The organism is Thermoplasmata archaeon (assembly GCA_038729465.1).
In the GTDB taxonomy this organism is placed as follows: Archaea; Thermoplasmatota; Thermoplasmata; order Thermoplasmatales; family ARK-15; genus JAVRLB01.
In genome coordinates, this window is the sequence record JAVYRZ010000004.1 from 17,939 (window position 1) to 40,403 (window position 22,465).

Consider the following 22,465-nt stretch of genomic DNA (forward strand, 5'->3'; position numbering starts at 1 on the left):
TTTAAAGGGTGCAGATAATATTTAAATATAGGAAAAACCATTGTATTTAGTTATGTATGACAGTATAGAAAATTACTGGGCAGAAAAAGCGGATGAGATTAAAAAAAGAAATGTACATAAAGAACATATATACAGGTCATGGAAAGAAAAGTATCTGGACCCTTGGAACAGGCAGACGCAATATAAGGAAAAAGAGTATCAGAACACTTCTGGAATAAAGATTAAAGAGGTGTACACGAAAGAGGACCTGCCAGACAAACTGGATGAAATATCAGGTATGCCTGGACAATATCCTTACACGCGCGGCATATACCCAAACATGTACCGAGGCAAGTTATGGACTATGCGCATGTTTTCAGGATTTGGAACACCTGAGGACACTAATAAAAGATTAAAGTATCTTATCAGGCACGGTGAAACCGGATTAAGCATTGCTTTTGACGAGCCTACACTTTACGGCTATGATTGTGACAACAAGAGGGCCGATGGAGAGATTGGAAAATGTGGAGTTAACGTTACATCATTGAAGGATATGGAGGTGATCTTCAATGGCATTCACCTTGATAAAGTGAGCACGTCAATGACGATCAATGCTCCTGCAGCTATATTGACCGCAATGTACATAGCTGTTGCAAAAAAACAGAATGTACCTATTGCTAAGCTTGCAGGAACTGTGCAGACAGACATATTGAAAGAATACATAGCCCAGAAAGAGTGGATGTATCCTCCAGAGGTTCATTTGCGGATGATAAGGGACATGATGACTTATAGCACTAAAAACATGCCTAAATGGAACTATATAAGCATCTCTGGCTATCATATAAGAGAGGCAGGAGCCAGCGCTTTGCAAGAGCTAGCTTTTACGCTTGCAGACGGTTTTTATTATGTAGACATGGGCATAAAGGCCGGGTTGAATGTGGACTCGTTTGCACCTAGGCTCTCGTTTTTTTTCAATTCTTCAATTAACTTTTTTGAAGAGATTGCAAAGTTCAGGGCGGCCAGAAGAATATGGGCGCAGGTACTTCGAGAGAAGTATGGTGCTAAAAAAGAGAGGACTTTGCTGTTGCGATTTCATACACAGACCTCGGGATATACGTTAACATGGCAGCAGCCGATGAACAACATAATTAGAACTACTATAGAAGCGCTTGCAGCTGTGATCGGTGGCACGCAAAGCCTGCATACAAATTCATTTGATGAAGCGCTGGCTCTGCCTACAGAGCAAGCTGTGAAAATAGCGCTCAGGACACAGCAGATAATTGCTGAAGAAACTGGAGTTATAGACACTGTCGATCCATTGGGTGGTTCTTATTATATAGAATGGCTCACAGACCAGATGGAAGAGCAAGCTTACCGGTATTTTGACGAGATTGAAAAGATTGGCGGCGTGCTGGCTGCGATAAAAGCAGGATATTTGCAGAAAGAGATATCCAGAACAGCGTACGAGCGTCAGAAAAGACTGGAGAGCCTAGATGAGATAATGGTGGGAGTGAACAAGTATCAGGAAGAGGAAGAAAAGCAGATAAACATCTTGAAAATTGACAAAAAGCCACAGAAAGTTCAGCTTGAGCGGTTGAAAGAAGTAAAGAAAAGCAGAAACAAAGATCGTGTGTTAAAGGCGCTAGAAGAGTACAGAAATGCGCTGATCGACGATAAAGAAAATGTTATGCCTTACATATTGAAGGCAGTGGAAGAATACGCAACACTGGAAGAGATATCAAATGTAGGAAGGGATCTATATGGTGGGTGGAAAGAACCAGAATTCATATAAAAATAGGCCTATAAAGATACTGTTAGCCAAGCCGGGCATAGACGGACATGATAGGGGCGCATTGGTGCTTGCCAAGGCATTTAGAGATGCGGGAATGGAAGTGATATATGCAGGATTGCTGCCAACGCCAGAGCAGGTTGTGGACACTGCAATAAATGAGGATGTGGATATCATTGCCTTGAGCCTGTTAAACGGCGCGCATCTCACAGCATTTGGCAAGGTTGCAAAGCTTTTGAAACAAAAAGGTATAAATGACATTGCTATTGTAGGAGGAGGAACCATACCCATTAGAGACCGGGCAAAACTCGAGAAGATGGGTATAACCGGAAACTATGGTCCTGGCACATCTCTAAGCACGATAATAGAGCATGTAAAAAAGAGAGCGCTGGAAATTAGAAAGTACAAGGATGTGGAAAATTGAACAAGAAACTCAGAGAACTGGCGGACGGAATACTTAATATGGATACAGTCAAGATATCGAAAGGAATATCACTGGTAGAAAACGCATTTGCAAAAGAAGAGGCAAAAGAGTTAATAAAGCAGATATATCCGCACACAGGATCTGCACATTTAATAGGAATAACAGGGCCGCCAGGATGTGGAAAAAGCACACTTATAGGAGCTTTGGGCGAGCAGATATCAAAGTTTGGGTACAAGGTTGCAATACTGGCAATTGACGCATCGAGCCCGTACTCTGGCGGATCGATACTCGGAAACAGAATAAGAATGCAAGAATCACTGGATAAGTATGGAATATATATGCGCAGCATGGCTTCAAGGGGCATGCGGGGCGGGTTAACAAGGTCTATATGGGATGCAACAAAGATCCTTGATGCGGCAGGGTTTGACTATATAATTATTGAAACTGTCGGAGCCGGGCAGAGCGATTTTGAGATCATGAACCTGGCAGACACGACGGTAGTAGTATTGGCGCCGGGGCTGGGTGACGAAATACAAGCGATCAAGGCAGGAATGATGGAGATAGGGGATATATTTGTAATAAACAAGGCAGAGCTGGAAGGGGCTATGATCGCGATAAAAGACATACAGAACTCTTTGATTCTGCTTCCGCAGAAAGGCTGGAAAAAAGTGGTGTTGCCAACGGTTGCAAGGCAGAAAGAGGGTATTGACGATCTGTTTAAAGAGATTGAAAAGCACCAAAAATTTACAGTATCAAATTCTGATAAAGCAAAACGAGAACTGAACTTTGCTATAGAAGAGCTGATCCGAGAAAAGGTAGAGCTGGCATTGCAAAGCAAAGACCTGAACCAGTACCTGAATGAGCTAAGCGCCAAAAAAGCTGACCCGTACACAATCGCCAAAAAAGTAGTTGATGAGTAGCTATTTCAGAAGCTCTCTTGCAATGACCAGTTTCTGTATCTCGCTAGTACCTTCGTAGATCTCGGTCACTTTTGCGTCCCTGTAATATCGCTCTATGTCAAAATCTTCAATGTATCCATAACCACCATAGATCTGCACTGCCAGCCTGCTCGCTTCTACGGCCACTGAGCTCGCGTAATATTTTGCCATGCTTGCCTCTTTTCGCACATCTTTTTTCTGGTCATACAACTCTGCAGCTCTGTATACCAAAAGTTTTGCAGCTTCAATTTTTGTTGCAATTTCTGCAATATCAAACTGAATAGCCTCCATTTCAGACAGATGCTTTTCAAAAGCCTGACGCTCCATCGAGTATGAAATCATCTTTTCTAGCATTGCTTCTGCAATGCCAAGCGCCTGTGATCCGATACCTATTCTACCCATGTTCAGCGCTGCCATCGCGATCTTGAACCCATCTCCCTCTTTTCCTAATATCTGCGACTTGTGCACTTTCACATTGTTCATCGTTATCTCATTTGTATAAGAGCCCCGGATACCCATCTTTTCAAAGTCCGGCCCTACCTCTATGTTTTCACTGTTTCTCTCAACCAGAAACGCAGTGATACCGTCTGATCTTCTCGGCCCCACACTGGTTCTGGCAAACGTGACAAACAGATCTGCAATGCCGGCATTGGTAATGAACGTCTTGGTACCAGAAATATAATAATAGTCTCCATCAGAGGTTGCACGAGATTGCATTCCTGCTACATCAGAGCCTGCAGCAGGCTCGGTCAGAGCGTACGCACCTATCATCTCTCCAGTCGACAAACGCGGAAGATACTTGCTTTTTTGCTCTTCGGTACCATTTACGATTATCGGATATTCAACCAGCCCGTCATGAACGTCCATTATTACACATATTGAAGGCGAGGCCTTGCTGATCTCTTCCAGTATGATCGCGTAACTAAGTATGTCTAGCCCTGAGCCACCATATTGCTGCGGCACAGTCACACCCATGAATCCTTGCTCTCCTAATTTTTTCAAAAACTCTTTCGATGCTCGCTCTTTCTCTATTTTTTTTATGTTTGGAACTATGTTCTTCTGTACAAACTCTTTAGTCATATTTCTGATCAACTGATAATCTATTTCCAAAATTTTCACCATTTAGCATATATTTAATATAATATTTTATTTTTTTCATTTTTTAAAAAACATTTTTTAATACTGTTCCATACTATTAAAAAATTGTCAAAGTATTTAGATGTAATCTTTCACATCCACAACATTTTCCACAGAGCCGTTTAGAAATCTGAATATGCTCTCTATTCCATTCTCGATCATCCGGTCAAGATATCCTTCATAGATGCCAGAAACATGAGGGGTCATGATCACGTTTTCAAGACTCTCGAACGGATAATCCTGTTTGAATGTTTCATTACGTGGATAGTGCCACCAAACATCCAGACACGCCGTGAATTCCCTGTGTTCACTCAAGAACTCAAACAGGTCTTTTTCGTTGATGATATTGCCTCTGGCAATGTTTACTAGTATTGCATTATGCTTCATCAGGTTCAATTTATTCTTGTCTATAATGTTTTTAGTATACTTGTTTAAAGGCAATGATATCACCACAATGTCAGAGCTCTTTAACACATAATCCAGATCTTCAAGCGTGCCATTGAAATCCAGCTCTGGATACCTATGTCTCGATATTCCAAACACATGCATGTTAAATGCCCTTGCAATTTTTGCAATCTCTTTTCCTATGCTTCCATATCCTAATATCCCAATAACTTTTCCTCTCAGACTTATAGCGGGCATAAGCTGCTCAAATTTGCCAGTGCGCATGCTTGAATTATGGAATATGATATTTCTGGTTTTTGCAAGAATTAGCGCAAAAACATGCTCTGCGATCACATCCGATGAAGCGCCAGAGTTTTTTAAAACAATCTTGTCAGATATCTGAGAAAAAGGAATGTTGTCCACTCCCGCAAGCAAAGACTGAATTATCTTCAAATTCTTCATTTTATTGATATTAATATTCGCCAATTCTGCGTGCCAACGGTATACAAATATTATATCGATATCGTTCAGAAAATTTTGATCGTTGATATCTTCCATAAAATATACGTTTCCTAGCTCTTTCAATTTTTCAAATTTCTCGCGTGGTGCTGGAAAGGTGACCAAAATATTCATGCTTTCATCTCTATGATGGAAATAACTTTTTTTGCAACTTCGATCGGATCCTTGCCAAATATGTAGGTTGCAGGCTCTATTCCAAACATTCCTGGGTCTACGAGAACTTCATATCCATTATTCGCCGCGTATTTTGAAAGGTCTTTTATTTTACTCCGATCCACTATTTCGATCTTATACCTCAACTTTTTTAATTTTTTCATGATCTCTGAGTCAAATTTAATGTTCATCACCGCCCTATAACTAGTCTGTTTTACTCTGCTCAATAATAATTCTGACAAATGCTTGCTTGATCCGTAATCAGGTTCTTCCCATGACCGGATCTTGCCGTTTATTACCGTGATCCTTCCTGGTATCGCTGCAACATCGCTTTTTGTGGATGCATCTTTGGTCGCGTAGGCAAGGTTCATTCTTACCTCTGGAGTTATTGAAGATACGTCCATGCTCGACAATAAATGTATCGCTTTCTTCAATAGCTCTATATTCTCTTTCTTTTCACCAAGTACGGCAACGTTTCTGAACTTGAAACAGTGATCGCACGTGCTGATATAGTGAATGTTGCAGAACCTACCTGATTCTCTAAGACCCATGCAAAAATCACAAAAATAGTCTACGGTCTCCGATTCAGAATACTTGTTGACAATTCTGTCTACCATGTTCTCTGAAAAGACGTTTAATTCGTTAAAAAGATAATCTTTGTCAAGCTCTTCTTTTAAATATTTGTTTACCATCGGCTGTGTTACATGCAAGATCTCGGAGATCTGGGTTTGAGAGTACCCCTTCTCTACAAGACTCTTTGAAACACGTTTTCTTACCTCTGGAATAAGCTTTTCATTTATTTTGATGCACGGAGGATACATATAATCAAGTTATAGAATTTTGATATTTTAATTTTGTTATTTTAAGAGCTTGCGCATAAAAGGACCGTATAGCTCATAACCAAGTTTTCGATAATAATTTCGTGCACCCACTCCGCTGTTTACCAATAAGTATTTAAAGCCCCAGTCTGCCGTGACCTGTTCGGCACGGGTCATAAGTGCCTTACCATATCCCTGGTGCTGATATCCAAAACTAAAATCATAGTTTAAAGGTACCTCTGGACCAACAACTTTTAACTCTCTCACTATAGCACTGTCAGAAAGCTCTAGTCTGTGCGCTTTTGTCGAAGGTTTTCTCAGCCTTAAATAACCTATGAGTGCATCGTTGTTTGTGTCTTCAATGCTTATGAATCTTTCAATTCCACCAGATGCAGTATACTGCTCTTCTTTTAACTCGATCATCTGGTCTTTTTTGATCTCGTTTTCTCGAATCTTGTAACCAATTTCTCTGCATCTTATACAATTGCACTTTTCTCCGCGCCTTCTCATTGTGTCTTGTATCAATGCTCTTATGTCACTTCTTGTTACTCCTGCTTCTATCAACTGCACAGGTATGTCTCTCTGTATCCTCTGTATCCTCACCCATCGAGGTATTATCTTCATAACCCTGATCATGAGCTCTACTACATCGTTATTGTAGTATGGTTCATATTCTTTATTTTTCCATAACTCGTATAATCCTGTGTTTTTGATCACTAAAGTTGGATATATTTTCAGCATGTCAGGTTTGTATGCATCGTTTTCAAAAACGGTCTTAAAAGACGCAAGATCTCGGTCAAGATCCATTCCTGGCAAGCCAGGCATCATGTGATACGCAACTTTGAGCCCTGCATCTTTTGAAAGTTGTGTAGACTCTATAATTTCAGTCTGCCCATGCCCGCGATTCACAAATTTTAAAACATCATCAAAAACCGTTTGCACACCCAATTCTACTCTTGTTACACCTAATTTTAATGACTCGTCTATCTGCGAAATGTTGAACCAGTCAGGCCTAGTTTCTACAGTCAACCCGATCGCACGATGTTCTGCAATCTCGTTTTTCTGTATTGCTTCTTCGAGAGATTCTGATTGCATACCGTTTAAAGCATCGTAGATCCCTTTTACAAAATATTCTTGATATGCAGTGGTCCTTGCTGTAAACGTACCACCCATTACTATAACGTCGATCTTTGAGGTTGAATGCCCTATATTTTCAAGCTGCCGCATTCGCATCATTGTCTGCCGGTATGGATCATAATTGTTCTGTATCGCTCTTAATGCTGCCGGCTCTTTTCCTGTATAGGATTGTGCAGTGTCAAATTCCACTCCCCCAGGGCAATAGATACACTTTCCATGCGGACAAGGGCTCGGAGAGCTCATCGCTGCAATGATCGCAACACCTGACAATGTGCGTGTTGGCTTTTTCTTTAAAAATGGATAAAATCGCTCTCGCGCCTCTTCAGGAATAAGTGCGATTATGTCACTGTTTTTAGGCAGGTTAACCTTGAACTCTTTAGATAACTTCATCTTATATTTTTCTAGGTCATCATAATTTTTTATTTCACCGCTCGTAATATGCTCTAAAATGTTATCTATCAGGTTCAATAATTTGCTACATTTTAACATCTTTAATAAATGTTTCCATACAAATTTATTTTAAATAGCTCAAATAAATTTTAAATATGAGCGAGCTCATGCAAGAGCATGGACAGAACCGTAAATATGGGCGGAGCCATAATGCAATCTTTCACATCGATAGGACCAATGTTAAATTTTGTAGCACTTTTTTCTGTGATTATTGTTTTTTCGGGTGTGGACTTGCCAATAGTTGTGTTGCTCTCTTTTCTTATATCTTATACTACAATTTATACATCCTATAAGTTCTCTAAAAAGTACTCAACGAATGGCGGCTATTTCTCGTATGTGGGAAAAACACTGGGAAAACTGCCAGGACTGTTTGTAACATTATTCTATATCCTTTACGGTCTGTTTATATTGCCAAATATTGCGCTCTTTGTAGCCAATTTTTCTGCTACTGCAATATCAATGTCCGGATACAATGTTTATTTTTTTAGACCCTTGATCATGGTAATATTCATAGCTATTGTTGTTCTGCTAGTTTCAAAAGGCATTAAAACCTCAATCAAATATATTTTAATTGGCGGAATCTTGGAACTATTATTTATTTTTGCAATCAGCCTGATGTTCATATTCTACAAGCCTGTTATACCCCCACTTTTTAACAGTTTTAACATTAGCGGGTTTTGGAACGGTACAGTATACGGTATCCTGATATTTGCAGGAAGCGGCTCTGCTATTTTTATCTCTGAAAACACCGTGGAATCCAAGAAGAATATACCCAGGTCATTGATCATATCTTATACTCTTTCTGGACTGGTAATGGTGCTTGCATCATTTTCTATGATTATTTTCCTTGGTGCAAATAATATAAGTGCATACAGCTCTAATCCTTATATTATTGTTACTTATATCTATCAGAGATTTGGTATCATAATATTTTCTTTGTTTCTGTTTTTCACGCTTTTGAGCTCTTTAAATCTAGCAGTATCATATTTAAACGCTTTTAGCAGTGCGTATGTGAAGATCAAAGACGAAAATATTATTCCTTTCTCTACCATTTCTATCTTAAACAATAAATCTAAATTTCTAGCACTGATTCTGGTATTTTCAGTTACATCTTCACTACTTGCATCATACCTGCTAGGCTATTTTTATGGATTTGTTATTTTAGCAACAATAGTCAGCTTAAGCTATATTATTGTGCATATATTTACTAACATATCTTTATTTTACATAAAAACTGAGCTCTATAATAAAATATTTTATATTTTGCCTGCAATATCTACAATATTTCTAGCACTGTCATTCTACTATTCTTTCAATGATTTTTCAGAACCGATGGTCTACTCGGATTATATAATCATACTATGGGCTTTGATATCGTTGAGCGGAGTTACACTTATCAGAATATACAAAAATAATTTTTATCAAAAACTTGAGTTTTAATCGTTTTTTTAAATAAATTTATTATATCTATCTATATATTTCCTCCGCATAAAATGAGTAATTTTAAAGTTTCATCACTTCTGGCAAACGTTGCTAATTTAAGAAAGAATCGAACACTTTTAGCGATCTCTATTTCTGAGCTTCTGCGCGTGATGGGCAGATCTGGAGGCTGGATATTTATACCGATATACTTGATCACCATTAGAGACGTCTCTTTTTTTACAGTGGGAGTGCTATTTTTCATATCCTCCGCATTTACAATACCAACCAGCATTTATGGTGGAAATCTGATAGACCGGTTTGGCAGAAAGAAAATGGCAGTTCTTTTGCCACCACTGTTAATGATCGTATATTCTACGATTTCAGCAAGCATCTATTTTAATTATTCTATATTTCTCATATTTGCTGCTTTTATTAGCATTGGACCTCTGAGCAGCATTCAGGGAATCACAGACACAGTAATGGTCACAGATACTACTGCTGAAAAAGATAGAATAAACGCATACAGTCTCGTCAGGATCGCTGCGAATATCGGATTTTCAATAGGTCCTGCACTGGGAGGGCTGGTGGTGATTTTCAACTATTCTTATGTTACTATCATACCAGCCATCGGAACCATCGCAGAGCTGTTTTTATATGTAAGATTCGTGAACGAAACGCTACCCCCCAGAAAACCTGAAAACGTTAAGAGAAGAACCATATCCTTTCCTTATGAAGATAAACTGTTTATTATCATTGGTTTCTTGTTAGCTATGTCTTCATTTGCAGTAGGGCCATGGGAATACATTTTGAATCAATTCTTCTCAAGAGCATATTATTTTTCTAGCTGGCAAATCGGATTGTTGTTTGCAGTAAATGGATTGACTGTTATCATATTCCAGCTTCCTATAAACACTATTTTGAAGAACGTGAGCGAGATGAACAGAATATCATTAGGTATGATCATATATGCTTCTTCATTTTTTGTGATCGGCATAACTGATAATTTCTATCTGCTGATTTTAGATGTAATATTTCTCACTTTTGGAGAAAATACTATCTCACCTGCCATGAGCAGCATTATCGGAAAAATAGCACCAATGGACAAAAGAGGCGAATATTTTGGCGGTTTTTCCATGATTAACGGTGTTATAGGACCGTTTTCTCCGGTTTTTTATGAATATCTGTTATCTTTATTTATACGCCAGTTTATGCTGCTATGGGGTATTATAGCTATTATTTGCGTAATAATAGCAGTTACTGTATTTTTATTACATGAACTTAAATATAGTTAATACTTTTATAGTTATCAGCTACGCGAATTAAAATATTTTTAAAACTTTTCTAATCTTTTTATCGCATTACGAATGTAAATTGGAAAATACCTCTTCACAATATAGGTAAGCAACGAAAACTTAATATAATGCTCTTGTTATTGTATTTTTGTCCGCCAAAAGACATAAATGAATGTGGGCGGATAGCAAATTGCTCCATGCATACCTTCATCCTTAAAGCCAGATACTTTAGGATAAAGTACCTCAGAATAAGCATGATTCATGACCATGGAGAATCTGCCAGCAACCGTTGAAGTGGGAAGCTCCCTGAGAAAACTGGGGGGAGAAAATCACTCAGTATAAGAGATGTATAGTTTCGACCGTTAAGACAATAGATATAAAAGTGGAAGAATCTGAAACTTTGACAATACTATGTCTGCATCAGAATGATTAAAACCACTACGGTTCCGCATTAATATCTATACCCTAAAAAATGTGATAAGGATAAGCTATACAATTTGAAATAGAAAAAATATTCAGGTGATTTAAAGAATGAGTAATGATAAAATCGATGAATCTCGCAGAAAGTTTTTGAAAATTGTAGGTATTGGATCTGTTGTAGTGGCTGCAGGCGGATTTGCGCCGGCACTATCTTATTTAATTGCCCCATCTGTAGGCCTTACCTCTTTTCCAACGCTAACCCTGGTCGATACCAGTGGCAATCCAATTAAAGCAAGCTCTATTCCTGAAAATAATCCAATAATAACACTGTTTAATTATCCACTATTAAATGAACCGACTTTTCTCTTGAATCTAGGAAAATCGGTGCCTAATGGAGTGGGCCCAAATAATAATATTGTTGCTTATAGCGCAATTTGCCAGCATCTCGGATGCGTACCGCCAAGCATAAAATTTTATCCGCCAGGATCTCCCACTATTATGGGGTATAATACCTATATTATGTGCAGCTGCCATGGAAGCACTTACGACCCGGCCAACGGTGCTAAAATTATTAGGGGCCCTACAGTGCATCCATTGCCAACGTGCATATTATCCTATAATTCAGTTACTGATACACTGGAAGCTACAAAGATGAGCGGCCCAGTCATATACGGACATCAAGATGACTTGACTGGAGGATCGCCACCTACTGACAAAAACACAATTGTTACTACAATGGGTTAATTTTAAAAATGGTGATATGCAAATGAAGATTATTGATAGAGTATGGAATTGGCTGGATACTAGAGGACACATATCTGATATACCATTAAAAGGTATGCCTGATTACTCCCTGAATATTAGCTACTGGATAGGAGCGCTGGTTGCCGCAGCGTTCTTTTATCTGGCCTTAACTGGAATGCTTTTGCTTATGTATTATACCCCTTATTACTATGTAAGTTCGAATGGGACTATAAATAATCTGGCTTGGACTTCATCCAATAATATATTAACTAAGGTGGCATTTGGAAATTTGCTATTAACTTCACATCAATACATGGCTTATGCCATGATATTTTTGATGTTTGTACACTTTTTCAGAAACTATTATCTTGGAGATTATAAAAAACCACGTGAACTTACATGGATAGTGGGTATACTAATGTCAATAATTACTATTTTGATGGGTTTCACAGGTTATTTTTTGCCATATACCGAAATATCCAAGGATGCAACCGATGTGGGAATAGGCATGGCTGGTATTATACCTTACATAGGCAACACTTTGTCTTCAATACTCTCTGGTAATGGAACTATAAGCTCAGAGCTATCTAGATTCCTTGCTTTTCATGTCTTGATTTTACCTGCTATATTATTACTTCTGTTCGGATTGCATTTTTATCTATATGAGAAAAATGAGGCTGCACCTCCATTATCTAGCGAATCAAAAAGTGAGAAGATAGAACACAAAAAAATAGCATGGTTTCCGGTGTTTCTGGCATATTCTCTAGGAACAGCTTTGCTGTTGTACGGTACCGTATTGATCTGGTCAGCACTGGAGCCTCTGACATTGCCACCGCCGGTAGGATCTGGCATATCTATAGTTCCAATGCCAGAATGGTACCTTGCTGCATTCTTTAAAATAGTAGATTTTCAGTATATAAGCACAAATATCGTATATATTTTATTAATAATAATATTGTTCTTGATACTAGTGCCGTTTTTAGATCGGTCTTCCAGCAGACATCCAAGAGACAGGCCATTATTCATTGCTATTGTTACCACTTTTATGCAGTATATGATATTGTTTACAATCTGGGCTTATTTACAGCCTGGGGTCGCAGTGCCGGCAACAACCTGGGTACCGATAAGCGTGGGTATTGGAGCTTATGATATCCTGATAGTTTATGTTTTATATTATAGATATCGAAAAAAGAGTGCTATAAAGGTTGCGGGAGGCGCATGAGAATGAAAAGACATCCAGCTATGATCTTGTTTTTATTCTTTGCTTTTCTGGTCATGTTAGATACTATATTCATGGGTGAGATTTTTAATCTCACAACAATTTTTGCAGAGGGCTTTAATTTTATCTACTTGATCGGAATTATTGTGCTGTCTGTTTTTACGGTGTTTACTACATATTTACTCTTTGAATTTATTAAAAAAGTAGAAACGCTGAGGAGATCTATTAGAGGAGGGGATATTAAACAATGATACTTTCTGAAAAAACAACAAAAAAAATCATGATCATAGCTTCATTGGTATTAATAATACAGATAATTCTTGTAGGTGTGATCTATTATGCTTTTTCAAGATCTGACTATAGTGCATTTGGAGTTGCACTAGGCCTTGAATTTATATTGACTGCAGAAAACCTGTTTCTATTCTCGTTTTTTGGTAAAAGGTAAATATTATGTATAAAGAATTTAAAAAATTGCAAATCTGGACCGAAGACAGGATTGGAATTATGGCACTGGACAACGGAACCAATAACGATATGGATATAGAACTATTATCCGAGATATTGAGTGCGTTAAGTGTTAGCATTACAGACCAGCATATAGATTATATTGTTATAACAGGATCCAAAAACACATTTTCTTTGGGTCTTAATTTTTGTGAAAACAGGTTTGAGAACAGTGAAGAGATCCAAATGATATTAAATATAGGGCATAGCATCGCTACAACGTTGCTCTCTACCCCAAAGCTGGTGGTCTCTATAATAAATGGCACTGCTGTTGACGCGGGATTAGAACTGGTTTTACTCTCGGATATTATAATCAGCAAGAAAAACGTGAAAGTTGGATTTCCAGGGTTATGGTTTGATCTGCCACATATAATCGGCACTCCTACCCTGTTTTCTTTAATTTATGGAAAAAACAAATATTATAAAATGATTTCTGAGCAATTGTACTTATCTGAAAGCATAGACATAATAAACAAAATTTTGCCAGCTGATACGCTAATGAAAAGCGCAAAAGAATATATTACCTATTTGCCTTATTTCCAGAACCGATTCAAAAAAGAGATTTTTAGTCTTTACAGACCTTATCTGGACTTTGAAAGATATGACTTAATTGCCTTAAATAGCAAGCCTAAAATCAGAGAATTAAGGCAAGAACTGTCAAAAACACTGTAAATGTTTACGATTATTTCTTATACACGATCTTTGATATCAAAGCTCCCGCAATGTAGAGCCCTGAGAGAATCAGCCCGATCATAGTCTCAATTATTCCACCTGTTGCTCCCGGTGAAACTAGCAAGGCTATAAAAAAAGAAACTACTACGGCATACTTCCAGTTTTTAAGCCATGTTTGGGGACTTACTAATCCTATGTATGACAAAAATACAATTATGACAGGCATTTCAAATGATAACCCTGTCAGAATTATGATTTTTACTACGAGCGTAAAAAATCCAAGCACGCTCATCGTAGGTATAACATTTAGATCTGAAGCGAAAATCAATACCACCTTGAATAACAACGGCAAAATAATGTAGTATGCAAAGGAAGCACCTAGCAAAAATAGGATTATCGAAGGGAGAATGATGTATAATATTGCCTTTTTCTCTTTTTTGTACAGGGCCGGAGACAGATACTTAATAGCAAAATACAAGATAAATGGAACTGAAAATATTAAAGCAAGAGCAAGCCCAGAATAGATATCAACAAATATCAGATCAAATGGATTAATATTGATTAAGATCAGGCCATGGGAAAGAGTAGTATCTTTAATGTATATAAAAAATGAAATAGAAAAGCTGTGAAAAAAATCGGGATAAGGATAGTAGATGTTTATGTTGTTAAACCTGTATATCTTGTAACTAAGGAAAAGCACAGATACAAAAAATATGAAAAAAACCAATAAAATACGTTTTAAAAAAGAGACTAAAATTTTATAGTTTTCAATAATATCCTTAAACTCCATGAAACTCAACTAATTAGAAAATGGCTTATTTTTTTGTTTCTGATTCGTTATCTTTGTTTTTAGACTCTATGCTTTTTTTGATCTCTTCTTCAACTTCCATCTGGCCACGCTTAAACTCGCCCATGGCCCTTCCCAGCGATTTTGCGAACTCTGGTATCTTTTTTGCGCCGCCGAACAGTACCAATATTACTACTATCAAAATCAGCCAATCCATTATATTTCCTATCATTCTTATTACCTTCACAATACCTATTTAATTAAAATATTTAAGATTTGCGCATGCACACTCTATAAATACTATCTCAAAGTATAAATCATAAGATTTCCATTTTATCATTCTCTAAAAACCTATTTTTGCTAGTTATAATGTGAATAGCCTCTCCTATTAATAATCCAGAAGTTAAGGCAAGTATTGAGTCAATACTTATATCTATAATAAAAGTAGAAGGTAACAAAAATTCCATAGTAATACGCACTATAAATGAAATTAGCCAGAAAAAAAGAATGAAAGTGGATCGCTTATAATATAGCGTGCCGTTTTTGTAAAAAAATGAAACTTTCTCCCCAAACCTGATGCCTAATATAAGCCCTCCAATAATAAAGATAAAAGTAATGAAGAAAAATGGCTCTAAAATGGCACTTGGCACTATGAACGCGATGGTAATGAGAATATATAAAACAGGAAGGGTAAGCACTCGTCTCGCACTGTATGCCCTGCCTCTTATGCCTCTATACACTCTTCTTGTTACTATCAACACGAATATTGCAAATACAATTAGTATAGTAGACAAATTTTCCGCAGATCCAGAAGGTGTTGCATTCATGTATAAAAATATCACATTAGACCCTATTGTTACGGCAAATATTAAGTTTTGCCAGTATTGTCAAAAAGCCTAAGCTATAGATGATGTATGATGTTTTTTAAGCCTTCAGAGCATAGATCACTGCTAGAAAAAGCAAATTCAGTCTAAGATTGGGAAATCTAGCATGATAATAAAGAATATTCAAAAATTATATTAAATAAATAGTATTTAGTACAGATGATGAACTCTAAAGAGAAGCGAATACTCCTCATACTAAGTTTTACTTCATTTTTAATCATGTACACTGAAGCTATGATGATTCCAGCACTACCACAGATCCTGGCTGAGTTGAATTATTCTATTAGCTCTTCCAGTTTAGCATGGATAATCACTTCGTATCTCTTAGTAGCTGCGACTACCATGGCATTGTTAGCTAAGTTGAGCGAAAGATATGGCAGAAAAGTTATATTGTTACTCTCCATTTTGATTTATTTAATTTCTGTTTCTCTAAGCGGATTCCAAGTTTTTTATACTAATCTGATAATCTTGAGGGGCATTCAGGGCATTGGAGCAGGGGTATTTCCTATCTCTTATTCTATTATTTCAGACCAGTTTGATAAACATAATGTCGGCTTGGCACAGGGCGTTTTAAGTTCTATGTTTGCACTGGGAGCTAGCATGGGAATAATCGGCGGAGCGATGATAGATTATTTGTCAAACTGGCAATGGTCTTATCACACTATTGTTCCTTTTGTAATATTGGACCTGGTCTTTGTTTTAATGTATATTCCGAAAGATTACAATGACAAAAATATTAAAATCGATATGCCCGGCATAGTTACATTGGGTATTACATTGTTCTTTTTTGTATATTCTCTAACTCTTCCATTTAGTTCTGCACAATGGTATATGGCACTTTCTTTAGTCATATTCATATTGTTCATAATGATTGAATGGATATCTACAAATCCGATTGTAAGACTGGATATTCTTAAAAGTAGAGAAGTAATGATCGCAAACATCACAGCTTTTTTTATAGGAGTTACACAGTTTGAGTTTTATCAGCCGATTATATTAAAACTTACTAATCCCGGTATCTTTGGTTTTAATTTAAACTATTTGCAAGCGGGACTTATTATATTGCCTTATTCTGTGATAATGCTTATTATATCTCCAGTCGTAGGATTTAATCTTAATAAAATTAGCAAGCGGTTTTTTTTAATTTTTGGGTCAATGCTTATATTTGCTGGATATTCACTTCTCGGAGTTTTCAATAATAATCTAATATTAATAATAGTTTGGGAGTTATTCATCTCCTCAGGACTGGCAATAGATCTCGTCTCTTCCATAAATCTTCTTACAACTTCTGTTTCGAGGGAAATAATACCCTCGGCAACTGGCATGAACATGATAGCAAGAACTGCAGGGGGAGTGGTTGGAGGAACGATTGCAGGGTACATACTTTCAAATTATACATATTATTATAACTTTAATATTTACGCTTTACCAATAATATTACCTGACAAATTCTCGTATTTGTTTGTTTTTAGTGTTGCGGCCATATTTGCTATTATTATTTTGATAACCGCACTATTTTCAAAAAAATAAAATTAAAGTGTTTATTTTTTATGTGCAGGATTTTTGTATATTAGTGCTATAATTGCAGTGCCTATTAGAATTACTATGATTATCATTGCTATCAATATGGTTGTGATAGGTAATATAAAACTACTAGTGCTAGAAGGTGATGAAGAAGATATACTAAGTGAATAAAAGGATGGTGCTATGCTTTTTACAAATGCAGATTCTCCTTGATATCCTTGCCATATGGCAAATGCAACACTGTATGTTTTCCCCTGACCAAACTGAACCTCATAGCTTGAGAGCTGCGAAGGAGTTGTGAAAGATCTTGCATACTCGACTGTCCAGTTACCGTTTGAATAGTTTGCAGCAGTCCAGACAATATATGGATCTACATTTACAGTTTCAGGCACCGGATTATACCAGCTTGCATAGGTGTTTCCTCCAATGCCTACCTGGTACAGATTAGTTTGATTTGAGTACAGATTCAAAGCGAAACTATGCGTCGGAGTTGTGTTTGTTCCTGTTGCAGTAGTATTTGTCCACAAATTCCAGGCAGGATCTTTTGAAGAGTTGTCTGTAGATCCAAATTCCCATTCCCAAATATTGGCTGCTCCAGTGGATAGAGAACCGCCGTTAGCGCCTAGATTCATACAGTCAGAAGTTGCACCAAGGCTCCACATAATTGCCATTCTATCTGGATAATAGTATGTCGCATTGTGAAAAAGTCCTACTAATGTACCGTTTTCAACAGCCTGCTGTTCCTGGGTTCTGTTAGGGTTATCTATATAATAGGTACCTGTACTGTTTTTACCTTCAAGAATTGCAACTGTATTAAATCCAAATGCAGAAGAGCCTAAATATGATGGATTGCTATCCTGCCAAGTAATTAGCATGTATATGTCAGTATTAGTATGCGCAGATTTCACACTGATTTGAGGTGTATGACCGCCCCCCTGCACAGACTCTATTAAAGAGATTGGTGTCCACGGAATGTTTTTCCAATACGATTCCGTACCAGGTGCAGTCCAGTTAGGTGTACCTGTTACACTATATGATATTATCGTGTTAGAACTCTGTGCATTAACTATGTTCAAAAAGCCGGTAAACCCTATTATAGCTACCGCAGCAACTAAAATAGATAACACTGCTTTCTTACCGAAAATGTTTGATTTGCCCATAAGTCGATAAAACTCATTCTGCTATTTATAGATTATTATTTTTCATTGCTGAGTAGTGTTGCTTTATATTATGAATTATTTTTGTCTTTATAATTAAGCTCATAATATTTTATATATATAAGTTAAGAATTTCCAGATCCTGTCATCAAGAATGGTAATATACCAGGCTTTATAACGGTCTGTAAAAAAAGTAGAGAGGTTAACTACAATTTTTCGAAAGATTAGGTCTAACGATTTTTAAAAATTTGCTTTATACCTAAAAATTATGAACAATTAAATAAAGATAGATTAAAAAATAGGATAATTTCGCAAAGATATGATAGGTCTATTTGTATGTTGTTTAGAAATTTAGATATATTCACATTCTTTTTTATAGTAATATTAGGCATATTTAATCTATTTATTGTTGTTAAGATTAAAAAAATTTTTGTTAAAGAGATTTTTTTAGAGTGTTTATTGATCTTTGTATGCTCTGAAATCACATTCGCAGGTTTCTCAATAAGTTTTCTAAAAATCCTATCTATAGTATAAGTGTTATAAATTAGAGATATTTAAAAATCTGCCGATAGTCTGGTGAAAAGTCAATATATTTAAATATTGGAAACACAATGAATTATTATATGATATCTTTTATTTCTAATGAGCTTGAAGATTTTCGTATAAAGATCAGGAAATTCTGTGAAGAAAATATTCAAAAAAACGCAAGCAGATGGGATGAAAACGAAGAGTTTCCGGTTGAATCTCACAAGGCATTGGCGGAGGAAGGAATATTAGGATTAGGCATACCAGAAGAATATGGAGGTACTGACCCGAGCAAGATCAAAGAAATTATTGCAACTGAAGAAATTGCGCGCGTGGACTCTAACACTGCCATACTGATGGAATTGAAAAGTTTATACGAAAACACGATTCTCTTCTTTGGCAATGAGAATCAGAAGAAAACGTTGAAAGAAATTGTAGCAGGGGAAAAAATACCAGCATTTGCATTTACAGAGCCTGTTGGAGGAACAGACGTGGGAGGTATCAGAAGCACTGCAAAAAAAGTTAATGATACATATTATCTGACAGGCTCTAAGAATTTTATCACAAATGCTCTGGTTGCGGACTATTTTATTGTATTTGCAAAAACAGCACCGGAACTGAGAGAGAGAGGAATATCTGCATTTCTGGTTGAAAAAAATACGCCGAATTTTAGAATTGGACCTAAGATTCATATGACTGGTATGAGAGGTACTGCAATTTCTTCGCTCTATTATAATAACTCTCCAATCACTGAAAGATCTATAATTGGCACTGAAAACATGGGACTAAAGATCTTTTCTACAGTGCTTGAAAGAGCAAGGGTAACATTGTCTGCAGGATCGCTTGGCATGATGCAGAGAATTTTTGAAGAATCTGTTAGATTTGCAAATAACAGAGAAAGTAATGGATTGTCGATCATAAATTATCAGTATATACAGAATTATATATCAGAGATATTAACTAATCTTGAAGCATCAAGGCTTCTTGTTTACAACACTGCAATGTTGATGGATATGAAAAAGCCTATAAGCATAGAAAGCACTGCTACAAAGCTTTTTGTAACTGAGGCATTGATGAAAAGTGTAGAAAATAGTCTTCATGTTTCTGGCGGATTTGGATACTTACGTGGTACTGTTATAGAAAGGTTTGCTAGAGACGCACATGCATCTACATTGGGACTCGGATCTTCTGAAGCAATGAAAATCATTCTCACGCATTTGATTAAGCAATCAAACGTAAAGAATAAAAACAAGTTTGCATAGAGAAAATAAACAATATAGAGACTGAAAGCTTATAACTCTCTTTTTATCAATTTTGATGCTTCAATGATATGCATTGTATCTGCACTAAACGAAAATCGGATATGATTCTCTCCATTTTTGCCAAACACAGAACCTGGTACAGTGCCTATTTTCTCTTTTTCAAGAATAGATCTTGAAAATTCCCATGAGTTTTTAATGCCTTTAGGATATCTCTTGATGCGTGCCCACAGATAAAATGTACCTTCGGGTAATATAGGATTAAAGTATCTTGAATTTTTTACAGCATCGTAAAGTATATCTCTCCGCTTTTGGTACTCTTTTCTCATCTTCTCAATCTCATCCTGTGAACTGCTTAAAGCTGCAAGTGCACCATACTGTACAATCGAAGCTACACCATTGACTGTGTATCTGAGCATTTTTCTTGCACGCTCTATCAGCTGATCGTGGTCCAAATAGATATATCCTATTCTCAAGCCACTCATAGCATAACTTTTTGACATTGAAAAAATTGAGATTGTGTCTGGATAAATTGAAGCCGGGCTAATATGTTTATTATTATCGAATATTATGTCTTCATATGCTTCATCGCTCACGATAAAACTGTTTTTTTCAGCCGCAAATCTGGCAATTTTTTTCAGTTCTTCAATCTTAAACACTTTGCCAGTAGGATTGTGAGGAGAACTGATGAATATAGCACGGATATTTTCAAGTTCTGAAATATTTTCCAAATCTTTATAGTGATCGATCGAGATGCTTATTGGCTTTCCGCCAGCAAGTTTTATTATTTCTCCAATATCAGACCACATAGGGTCTGGAACTATTACTTTGTCGCCTCTGGATAACAGAGATCTGAATATGATATAAAGCGCATTCGTACCCCCGCTCGTAACTAAGACATTGTCTGAAATTGCATTTTTTATCTTGTTCTTTTTTCTTAATTTAATTGAAATATATTCTCTAAGCTCTGGAATACCTGCAGACTCTGTATAATGGGTCTTGCCGGTAATCAAAGCCTCTTTAATAGCATTGCTTATATTATCTGAAACATTGAAAGATGGATCACCAGACTCTAATCTGTATACTTTTTTTCCTTCGCTCTGCAATTTTAACATCAAGTCTCTAATCTGGGCTATATCATTTACTGCAACGTTATCCAAAACATTTTTTTTAAGTTGGGCTTTTTCCATAAACAATAATGATTAACTCAAGTATATTAAAATTCTCTTTTGTTCTTGTGTACAAATGATTAAATATAATGTCTGGATTACGAAAAGAGATGGTTCTTAAAAAAGAATACAACAATAATATTGAAGAAATAAAACCAGAGCTATTCAAGATTCAGATTCCGTTACCAGATAGTCCTCTCAGATTCGTGAATTCTTATTTGATCAAGGGAGCTAAAAGATCATTGGTAATCGATACTGGCCTAAATCTAAAAGAATGTTATGAAGCAATGATTAAAGCCTTGGATGAGCTTGATGTAAAACTGGATAATACCGATTTTTTTATAACTCACATGCATTCAGATCATATTGGTTTAATCAGCAAATTGGCAGCAACAGCCACTGTGTATTTGAGTAATGTTGAACATAAAATTGTGTTTGAATATGCAAACAGTTCTACATACTGGCTGGAAATCAATAAATACATGGATAAAAACGGTTTTCCTGAAAGTGAGCTAAATAGTGCATTTAAAATTCTAAATAACATGTTTGTTAAAACGTATCCGATAAGTGATGAATTTAAAAAAATAAACTTTAAAGCACTGAATGATAAAGATATCCTAAACTATGGCACCTTTAGGTTAGAGGCAGTGCTTACCCCCGGCCATTCACCAGGGCATATGTGCCTGTATGAGCCAGACAAAAAAATGCTATTTTCAGGAGATCACCTTCTTTTTGATATAACTCCTAACATTACATGGTGGCCTTCTTTGGACAACTCGCTGAAAAATTATCTTGAAAGCCTGGATAAAATATATGATCTGGATATAGAATTGGTTTTACCAGGACATGGAAAATTGGGATTTGATCACAGAAAAAGAATAAATGAAATTAAAAATCATCATAAAATCAGGCTTGATGAAATACTGTTAGCTATAAAAGAAGGGAAAAAAACAGCATATGAAATTGCAGGATCTATATCATGGAACTTGAAGGCTGGAGGCTGGAAATCTTTTCCAGAAACACAGAAATATTTTGCAGTTGGAGAAACAATAGCGCACTTAATTTATCTAGAACGTGAGAAACTTATAAGATCAATGTTAACAGATCAAACAATTTATTATGAACGGGCTTGAATATATAACTTTGCAATTAAGATAAA

The 22,465-nt window shown here is 36.5% G+C and carries 22 protein-coding genes; 13 read left to right on the forward strand and 9 right to left on the reverse strand.

Going from position 1 to position 22,465, the window contains the following annotated elements; all coding sequences use genetic code 11:
* Window positions 1-52 precede the first annotated feature (52 nt).
* From QXQ25_02065 to meaB, 3 genes are read left to right on the forward strand one after another with little or no spacing between them, the layout of a single operon-like run.
* A complete protein-coding gene (locus QXQ25_02065; protein ID MEM0160492.1) occupies window positions 53-1,771 on the forward strand; it encodes a methylmalonyl-CoA mutase family protein in 1,719 nt (572 codons plus the stop codon).
* Window positions 1,740-2,192 (forward strand): cobalamin B12-binding domain-containing protein, encoded by a 453-nt coding sequence (locus QXQ25_02070; protein MEM0160493.1) that lies wholly within the window; start codon window positions 1,740-1,742, stop codon window positions 2,190-2,192. The genes QXQ25_02065 and QXQ25_02070 overlap by 32 nt, the downstream gene beginning before the upstream one ends.
* A complete protein-coding gene (meaB, locus tag QXQ25_02075; GenBank protein ID MEM0160494.1) occupies window positions 2,189-3,112 on the forward strand; it encodes a methylmalonyl Co-A mutase-associated GTPase MeaB in 924 nt (307 codons plus the stop codon). The genes QXQ25_02070 and meaB overlap by 4 nt, the downstream gene beginning before the upstream one ends.
* Here the strand turns inward: meaB and QXQ25_02080 are convergent, their stop codons facing one another.
* The 4 genes from QXQ25_02080 to QXQ25_02095 form a co-directional block, all read right to left on the reverse strand.
* Window positions 3,113-4,240, reverse strand: a complete 1,128-nt coding sequence (locus QXQ25_02080; protein ID MEM0160495.1) for an acyl-CoA dehydrogenase family protein — start codon at window positions 4,238-4,240, stop codon at window positions 3,113-3,115. It abuts the gene before it with no gap.
* Between the two features lie 105 nt (window positions 4,241-4,345).
* Window positions 4,346-5,284 (reverse strand): 2-hydroxyacid dehydrogenase, encoded by a 939-nt coding sequence (locus tag QXQ25_02085; GenBank protein MEM0160496.1) that lies wholly within the window; start codon window positions 5,282-5,284, stop codon window positions 4,346-4,348.
* Complete coding sequence (locus QXQ25_02090; GenBank protein ID MEM0160497.1) at window positions 5,281-6,144, reverse strand: thiamine-phosphate synthase family protein; 864 nt, start codon at window positions 6,142-6,144, stop codon at window positions 5,281-5,283. The genes QXQ25_02085 and QXQ25_02090 overlap by 4 nt, the downstream gene beginning before the upstream one ends.
* Window positions 6,145-6,180: 36 nt before the next feature.
* Window positions 6,181-7,746, reverse strand: a complete 1,566-nt coding sequence (locus QXQ25_02095) for a tRNA uridine(34) 5-carboxymethylaminomethyl modification radical SAM/GNAT enzyme Elp3 (GenBank protein ID MEM0160498.1) — start codon at window positions 7,744-7,746, stop codon at window positions 6,181-6,183.
* A gap of 99 nt (window positions 7,747-7,845) precedes the next feature.
* Between QXQ25_02095 and QXQ25_02100 the strand changes: the two genes are divergently transcribed.
* The 7 genes from QXQ25_02100 to QXQ25_02130 all read left to right on the forward strand — a co-directional run bounded on the left by QXQ25_02100 (window position 7,846) and on the right by QXQ25_02130 (window position 14,001).
* On the forward strand, window positions 7,846-9,168 hold the full coding sequence (locus QXQ25_02100) for an APC family permease (GenBank protein ID MEM0160499.1): 1,323 nt from the start codon (window positions 7,846-7,848) through the stop codon (window positions 9,166-9,168).
* Window positions 9,169-9,221: 53 nt separating this feature from the next.
* Window positions 9,222-10,442 carry an MFS transporter gene (locus tag QXQ25_02105; GenBank protein ID MEM0160500.1) on the forward strand — a complete coding sequence of 407 codons (1,221 nt, stop codon included), beginning with the start codon at window positions 9,222-9,224 and terminating at the stop codon, window positions 10,440-10,442.
* A gap of 531 nt (window positions 10,443-10,973) precedes the next feature.
* Complete coding sequence (locus QXQ25_02110) at window positions 10,974-11,606, forward strand: Rieske 2Fe-2S domain-containing protein (GenBank protein MEM0160501.1); 633 nt, start codon at window positions 10,974-10,976, stop codon at window positions 11,604-11,606.
* A 22-nt stretch (window positions 11,607-11,628) separates the two neighbouring features.
* Window positions 11,629-12,828: a cytochrome bc complex cytochrome b subunit gene (locus QXQ25_02115; protein ID MEM0160502.1), complete on the forward strand. Its 1,200-nt coding sequence runs from the start codon at window positions 11,629-11,631 to the stop codon at window positions 12,826-12,828.
* A gap of 2 nt (window positions 12,829-12,830) precedes the next feature.
* A complete protein-coding gene (locus tag QXQ25_02120) occupies window positions 12,831-13,076 on the forward strand; it encodes a hypothetical protein (GenBank protein MEM0160503.1) in 246 nt (81 codons plus the stop codon).
* Window positions 13,073-13,270 carry a hypothetical protein gene (locus QXQ25_02125; protein MEM0160504.1) on the forward strand — a complete coding sequence of 66 codons (198 nt, stop codon included), beginning with the start codon at window positions 13,073-13,075 and terminating at the stop codon, window positions 13,268-13,270. The genes QXQ25_02120 and QXQ25_02125 overlap by 4 nt, the downstream gene beginning before the upstream one ends.
* Window positions 13,271-13,275: 5 nt before the next feature.
* Window positions 13,276-14,001 (forward strand): enoyl-CoA hydratase/isomerase family protein, encoded by a 726-nt coding sequence (locus QXQ25_02130; protein MEM0160505.1) that lies wholly within the window; start codon window positions 13,276-13,278, stop codon window positions 13,999-14,001.
* 10 nt (window positions 14,002-14,011) lie between these two features.
* Here the strand turns inward: QXQ25_02130 and QXQ25_02135 are convergent, their stop codons facing one another.
* The 3 genes from QXQ25_02135 to QXQ25_02145 all read right to left on the reverse strand — a co-directional run bounded on the left by QXQ25_02135 (window position 14,012) and on the right by QXQ25_02145 (window position 15,630).
* Window positions 14,012-14,791 carry a twin-arginine translocase subunit TatC gene (locus QXQ25_02135; GenBank protein ID MEM0160506.1) on the reverse strand — a complete coding sequence of 260 codons (780 nt, stop codon included), beginning with the start codon at window positions 14,789-14,791 and terminating at the stop codon, window positions 14,012-14,014.
* 25 nt (window positions 14,792-14,816) lie between these two features.
* Complete coding sequence (locus tag QXQ25_02140; protein MEM0160507.1) at window positions 14,817-15,035, reverse strand: twin-arginine translocase TatA/TatE family subunit; 219 nt, start codon at window positions 15,033-15,035, stop codon at window positions 14,817-14,819.
* A 70-nt stretch (window positions 15,036-15,105) separates the two neighbouring features.
* Window positions 15,106-15,630, reverse strand: a complete 525-nt coding sequence (locus tag QXQ25_02145; GenBank protein MEM0160508.1) for a hypothetical protein — start codon at window positions 15,628-15,630, stop codon at window positions 15,106-15,108.
* Between the two features lie 201 nt (window positions 15,631-15,831).
* On the opposite strand from QXQ25_02145, the gene QXQ25_02150 reads away from it, so the two are divergent.
* The gene (locus QXQ25_02150; protein MEM0160509.1) at window positions 15,832-17,202 is read left to right on the forward strand and encodes an MFS transporter; all 1,371 of its coding nucleotides are present in this window, start codon (window positions 15,832-15,834) and stop codon (window positions 17,200-17,202) included.
* An 11-nt stretch (window positions 17,203-17,213) separates the two neighbouring features.
* Here the strand turns inward: QXQ25_02150 and QXQ25_02155 are convergent, their stop codons facing one another.
* The gene (locus QXQ25_02155; protein ID MEM0160510.1) at window positions 17,214-18,356 is read right to left on the reverse strand and encodes an ethylbenzene dehydrogenase-related protein; all 1,143 of its coding nucleotides are present in this window, start codon (window positions 18,354-18,356) and stop codon (window positions 17,214-17,216) included.
* Between the two features lie 620 nt (window positions 18,357-18,976).
* On the opposite strand from QXQ25_02155, the gene QXQ25_02160 reads away from it, so the two are divergent.
* On the forward strand, window positions 18,977-20,140 hold the full coding sequence (locus tag QXQ25_02160; protein ID MEM0160511.1) for an acyl-CoA dehydrogenase family protein: 1,164 nt from the start codon (window positions 18,977-18,979) through the stop codon (window positions 20,138-20,140).
* Window positions 20,141-20,169: 29 nt separating this feature from the next.
* On the opposite strand, the gene QXQ25_02165 is transcribed toward QXQ25_02160, so the two are convergent.
* On the reverse strand, window positions 20,170-21,327 hold the full coding sequence (locus QXQ25_02165) for a pyridoxal phosphate-dependent aminotransferase (protein MEM0160512.1): 1,158 nt from the start codon (window positions 21,325-21,327) through the stop codon (window positions 20,170-20,172).
* Between the two features lie 89 nt (window positions 21,328-21,416).
* Here QXQ25_02165 and QXQ25_02170 point away from each other — a divergent pair, with 89 nt between their 5' ends.
* Window positions 21,417-22,439 (forward strand): MBL fold metallo-hydrolase, encoded by a 1,023-nt coding sequence (locus QXQ25_02170; GenBank protein ID MEM0160513.1) that lies wholly within the window; start codon window positions 21,417-21,419, stop codon window positions 22,437-22,439.
* The last annotated feature ends 26 nt before the right edge of the window (window positions 22,440-22,465 follow it).

Coding starts and splice junctions, on each gene's coding strand:
- QXQ25_02065 (MEM0160492.1), top strand. CDS start 53: ATGTATGACAGTATAGAAAATTACTGGGCAGAAAAAGCGGATGAGATT.
- QXQ25_02070 (MEM0160493.1), top strand. CDS start 1,740: ATGGTGGGTGGAAAGAACCAGAATTCATATAAAAATAGGCCTATAAAG.
- QXQ25_02085 (MEM0160496.1), bottom strand. CDS start 5,284: ATGAATATTTTGGTCACCTTTCCAGCACCACGCGAGAAATTTGAAAAA.
- QXQ25_02090 (MEM0160497.1), bottom strand. CDS start 6,144: ATGTATCCTCCGTGCATCAAAATAAATGAAAAGCTTATTCCAGAGGTA.
- QXQ25_02100 (MEM0160499.1), top strand. CDS start 7,846: ATGGACAGAACCGTAAATATGGGCGGAGCCATAATGCAATCTTTCACA.
- QXQ25_02105 (MEM0160500.1), top strand. CDS start 9,222: ATGAGTAATTTTAAAGTTTCATCACTTCTGGCAAACGTTGCTAATTTA.
- QXQ25_02110 (MEM0160501.1), top strand. CDS start 10,974: ATGAGTAATGATAAAATCGATGAATCTCGCAGAAAGTTTTTGAAAATT.
- QXQ25_02115 (MEM0160502.1), top strand. CDS start 11,629: ATGAAGATTATTGATAGAGTATGGAATTGGCTGGATACTAGAGGACAC.
- QXQ25_02120 (MEM0160503.1), top strand. CDS start 12,831: ATGAAAAGACATCCAGCTATGATCTTGTTTTTATTCTTTGCTTTTCTG.
- QXQ25_02125 (MEM0160504.1), top strand. CDS start 13,073: ATGATACTTTCTGAAAAAACAACAAAAAAAATCATGATCATAGCTTCA.
- QXQ25_02130 (MEM0160505.1), top strand. CDS start 13,276: ATGTATAAAGAATTTAAAAAATTGCAAATCTGGACCGAAGACAGGATT.
- QXQ25_02135 (MEM0160506.1), bottom strand. CDS start 14,791: ATGGAGTTTAAGGATATTATTGAAAACTATAAAATTTTAGTCTCTTTT.
- QXQ25_02150 (MEM0160509.1), top strand. CDS start 15,832: ATGATGAACTCTAAAGAGAAGCGAATACTCCTCATACTAAGTTTTACT.
- QXQ25_02155 (MEM0160510.1), bottom strand. CDS start 18,356: ATGGGCAAATCAAACATTTTCGGTAAGAAAGCAGTGTTATCTATTTTA.
- QXQ25_02160 (MEM0160511.1), top strand. CDS start 18,977: ATGATATCTTTTATTTCTAATGAGCTTGAAGATTTTCGTATAAAGATC.
- QXQ25_02165 (MEM0160512.1), bottom strand. CDS start 21,327: ATGGAAAAAGCCCAACTTAAAAAAAATGTTTTGGATAACGTTGCAGTA.
- QXQ25_02170 (MEM0160513.1), top strand. CDS start 21,417: ATGGTTCTTAAAAAAGAATACAACAATAATATTGAAGAAATAAAACCA.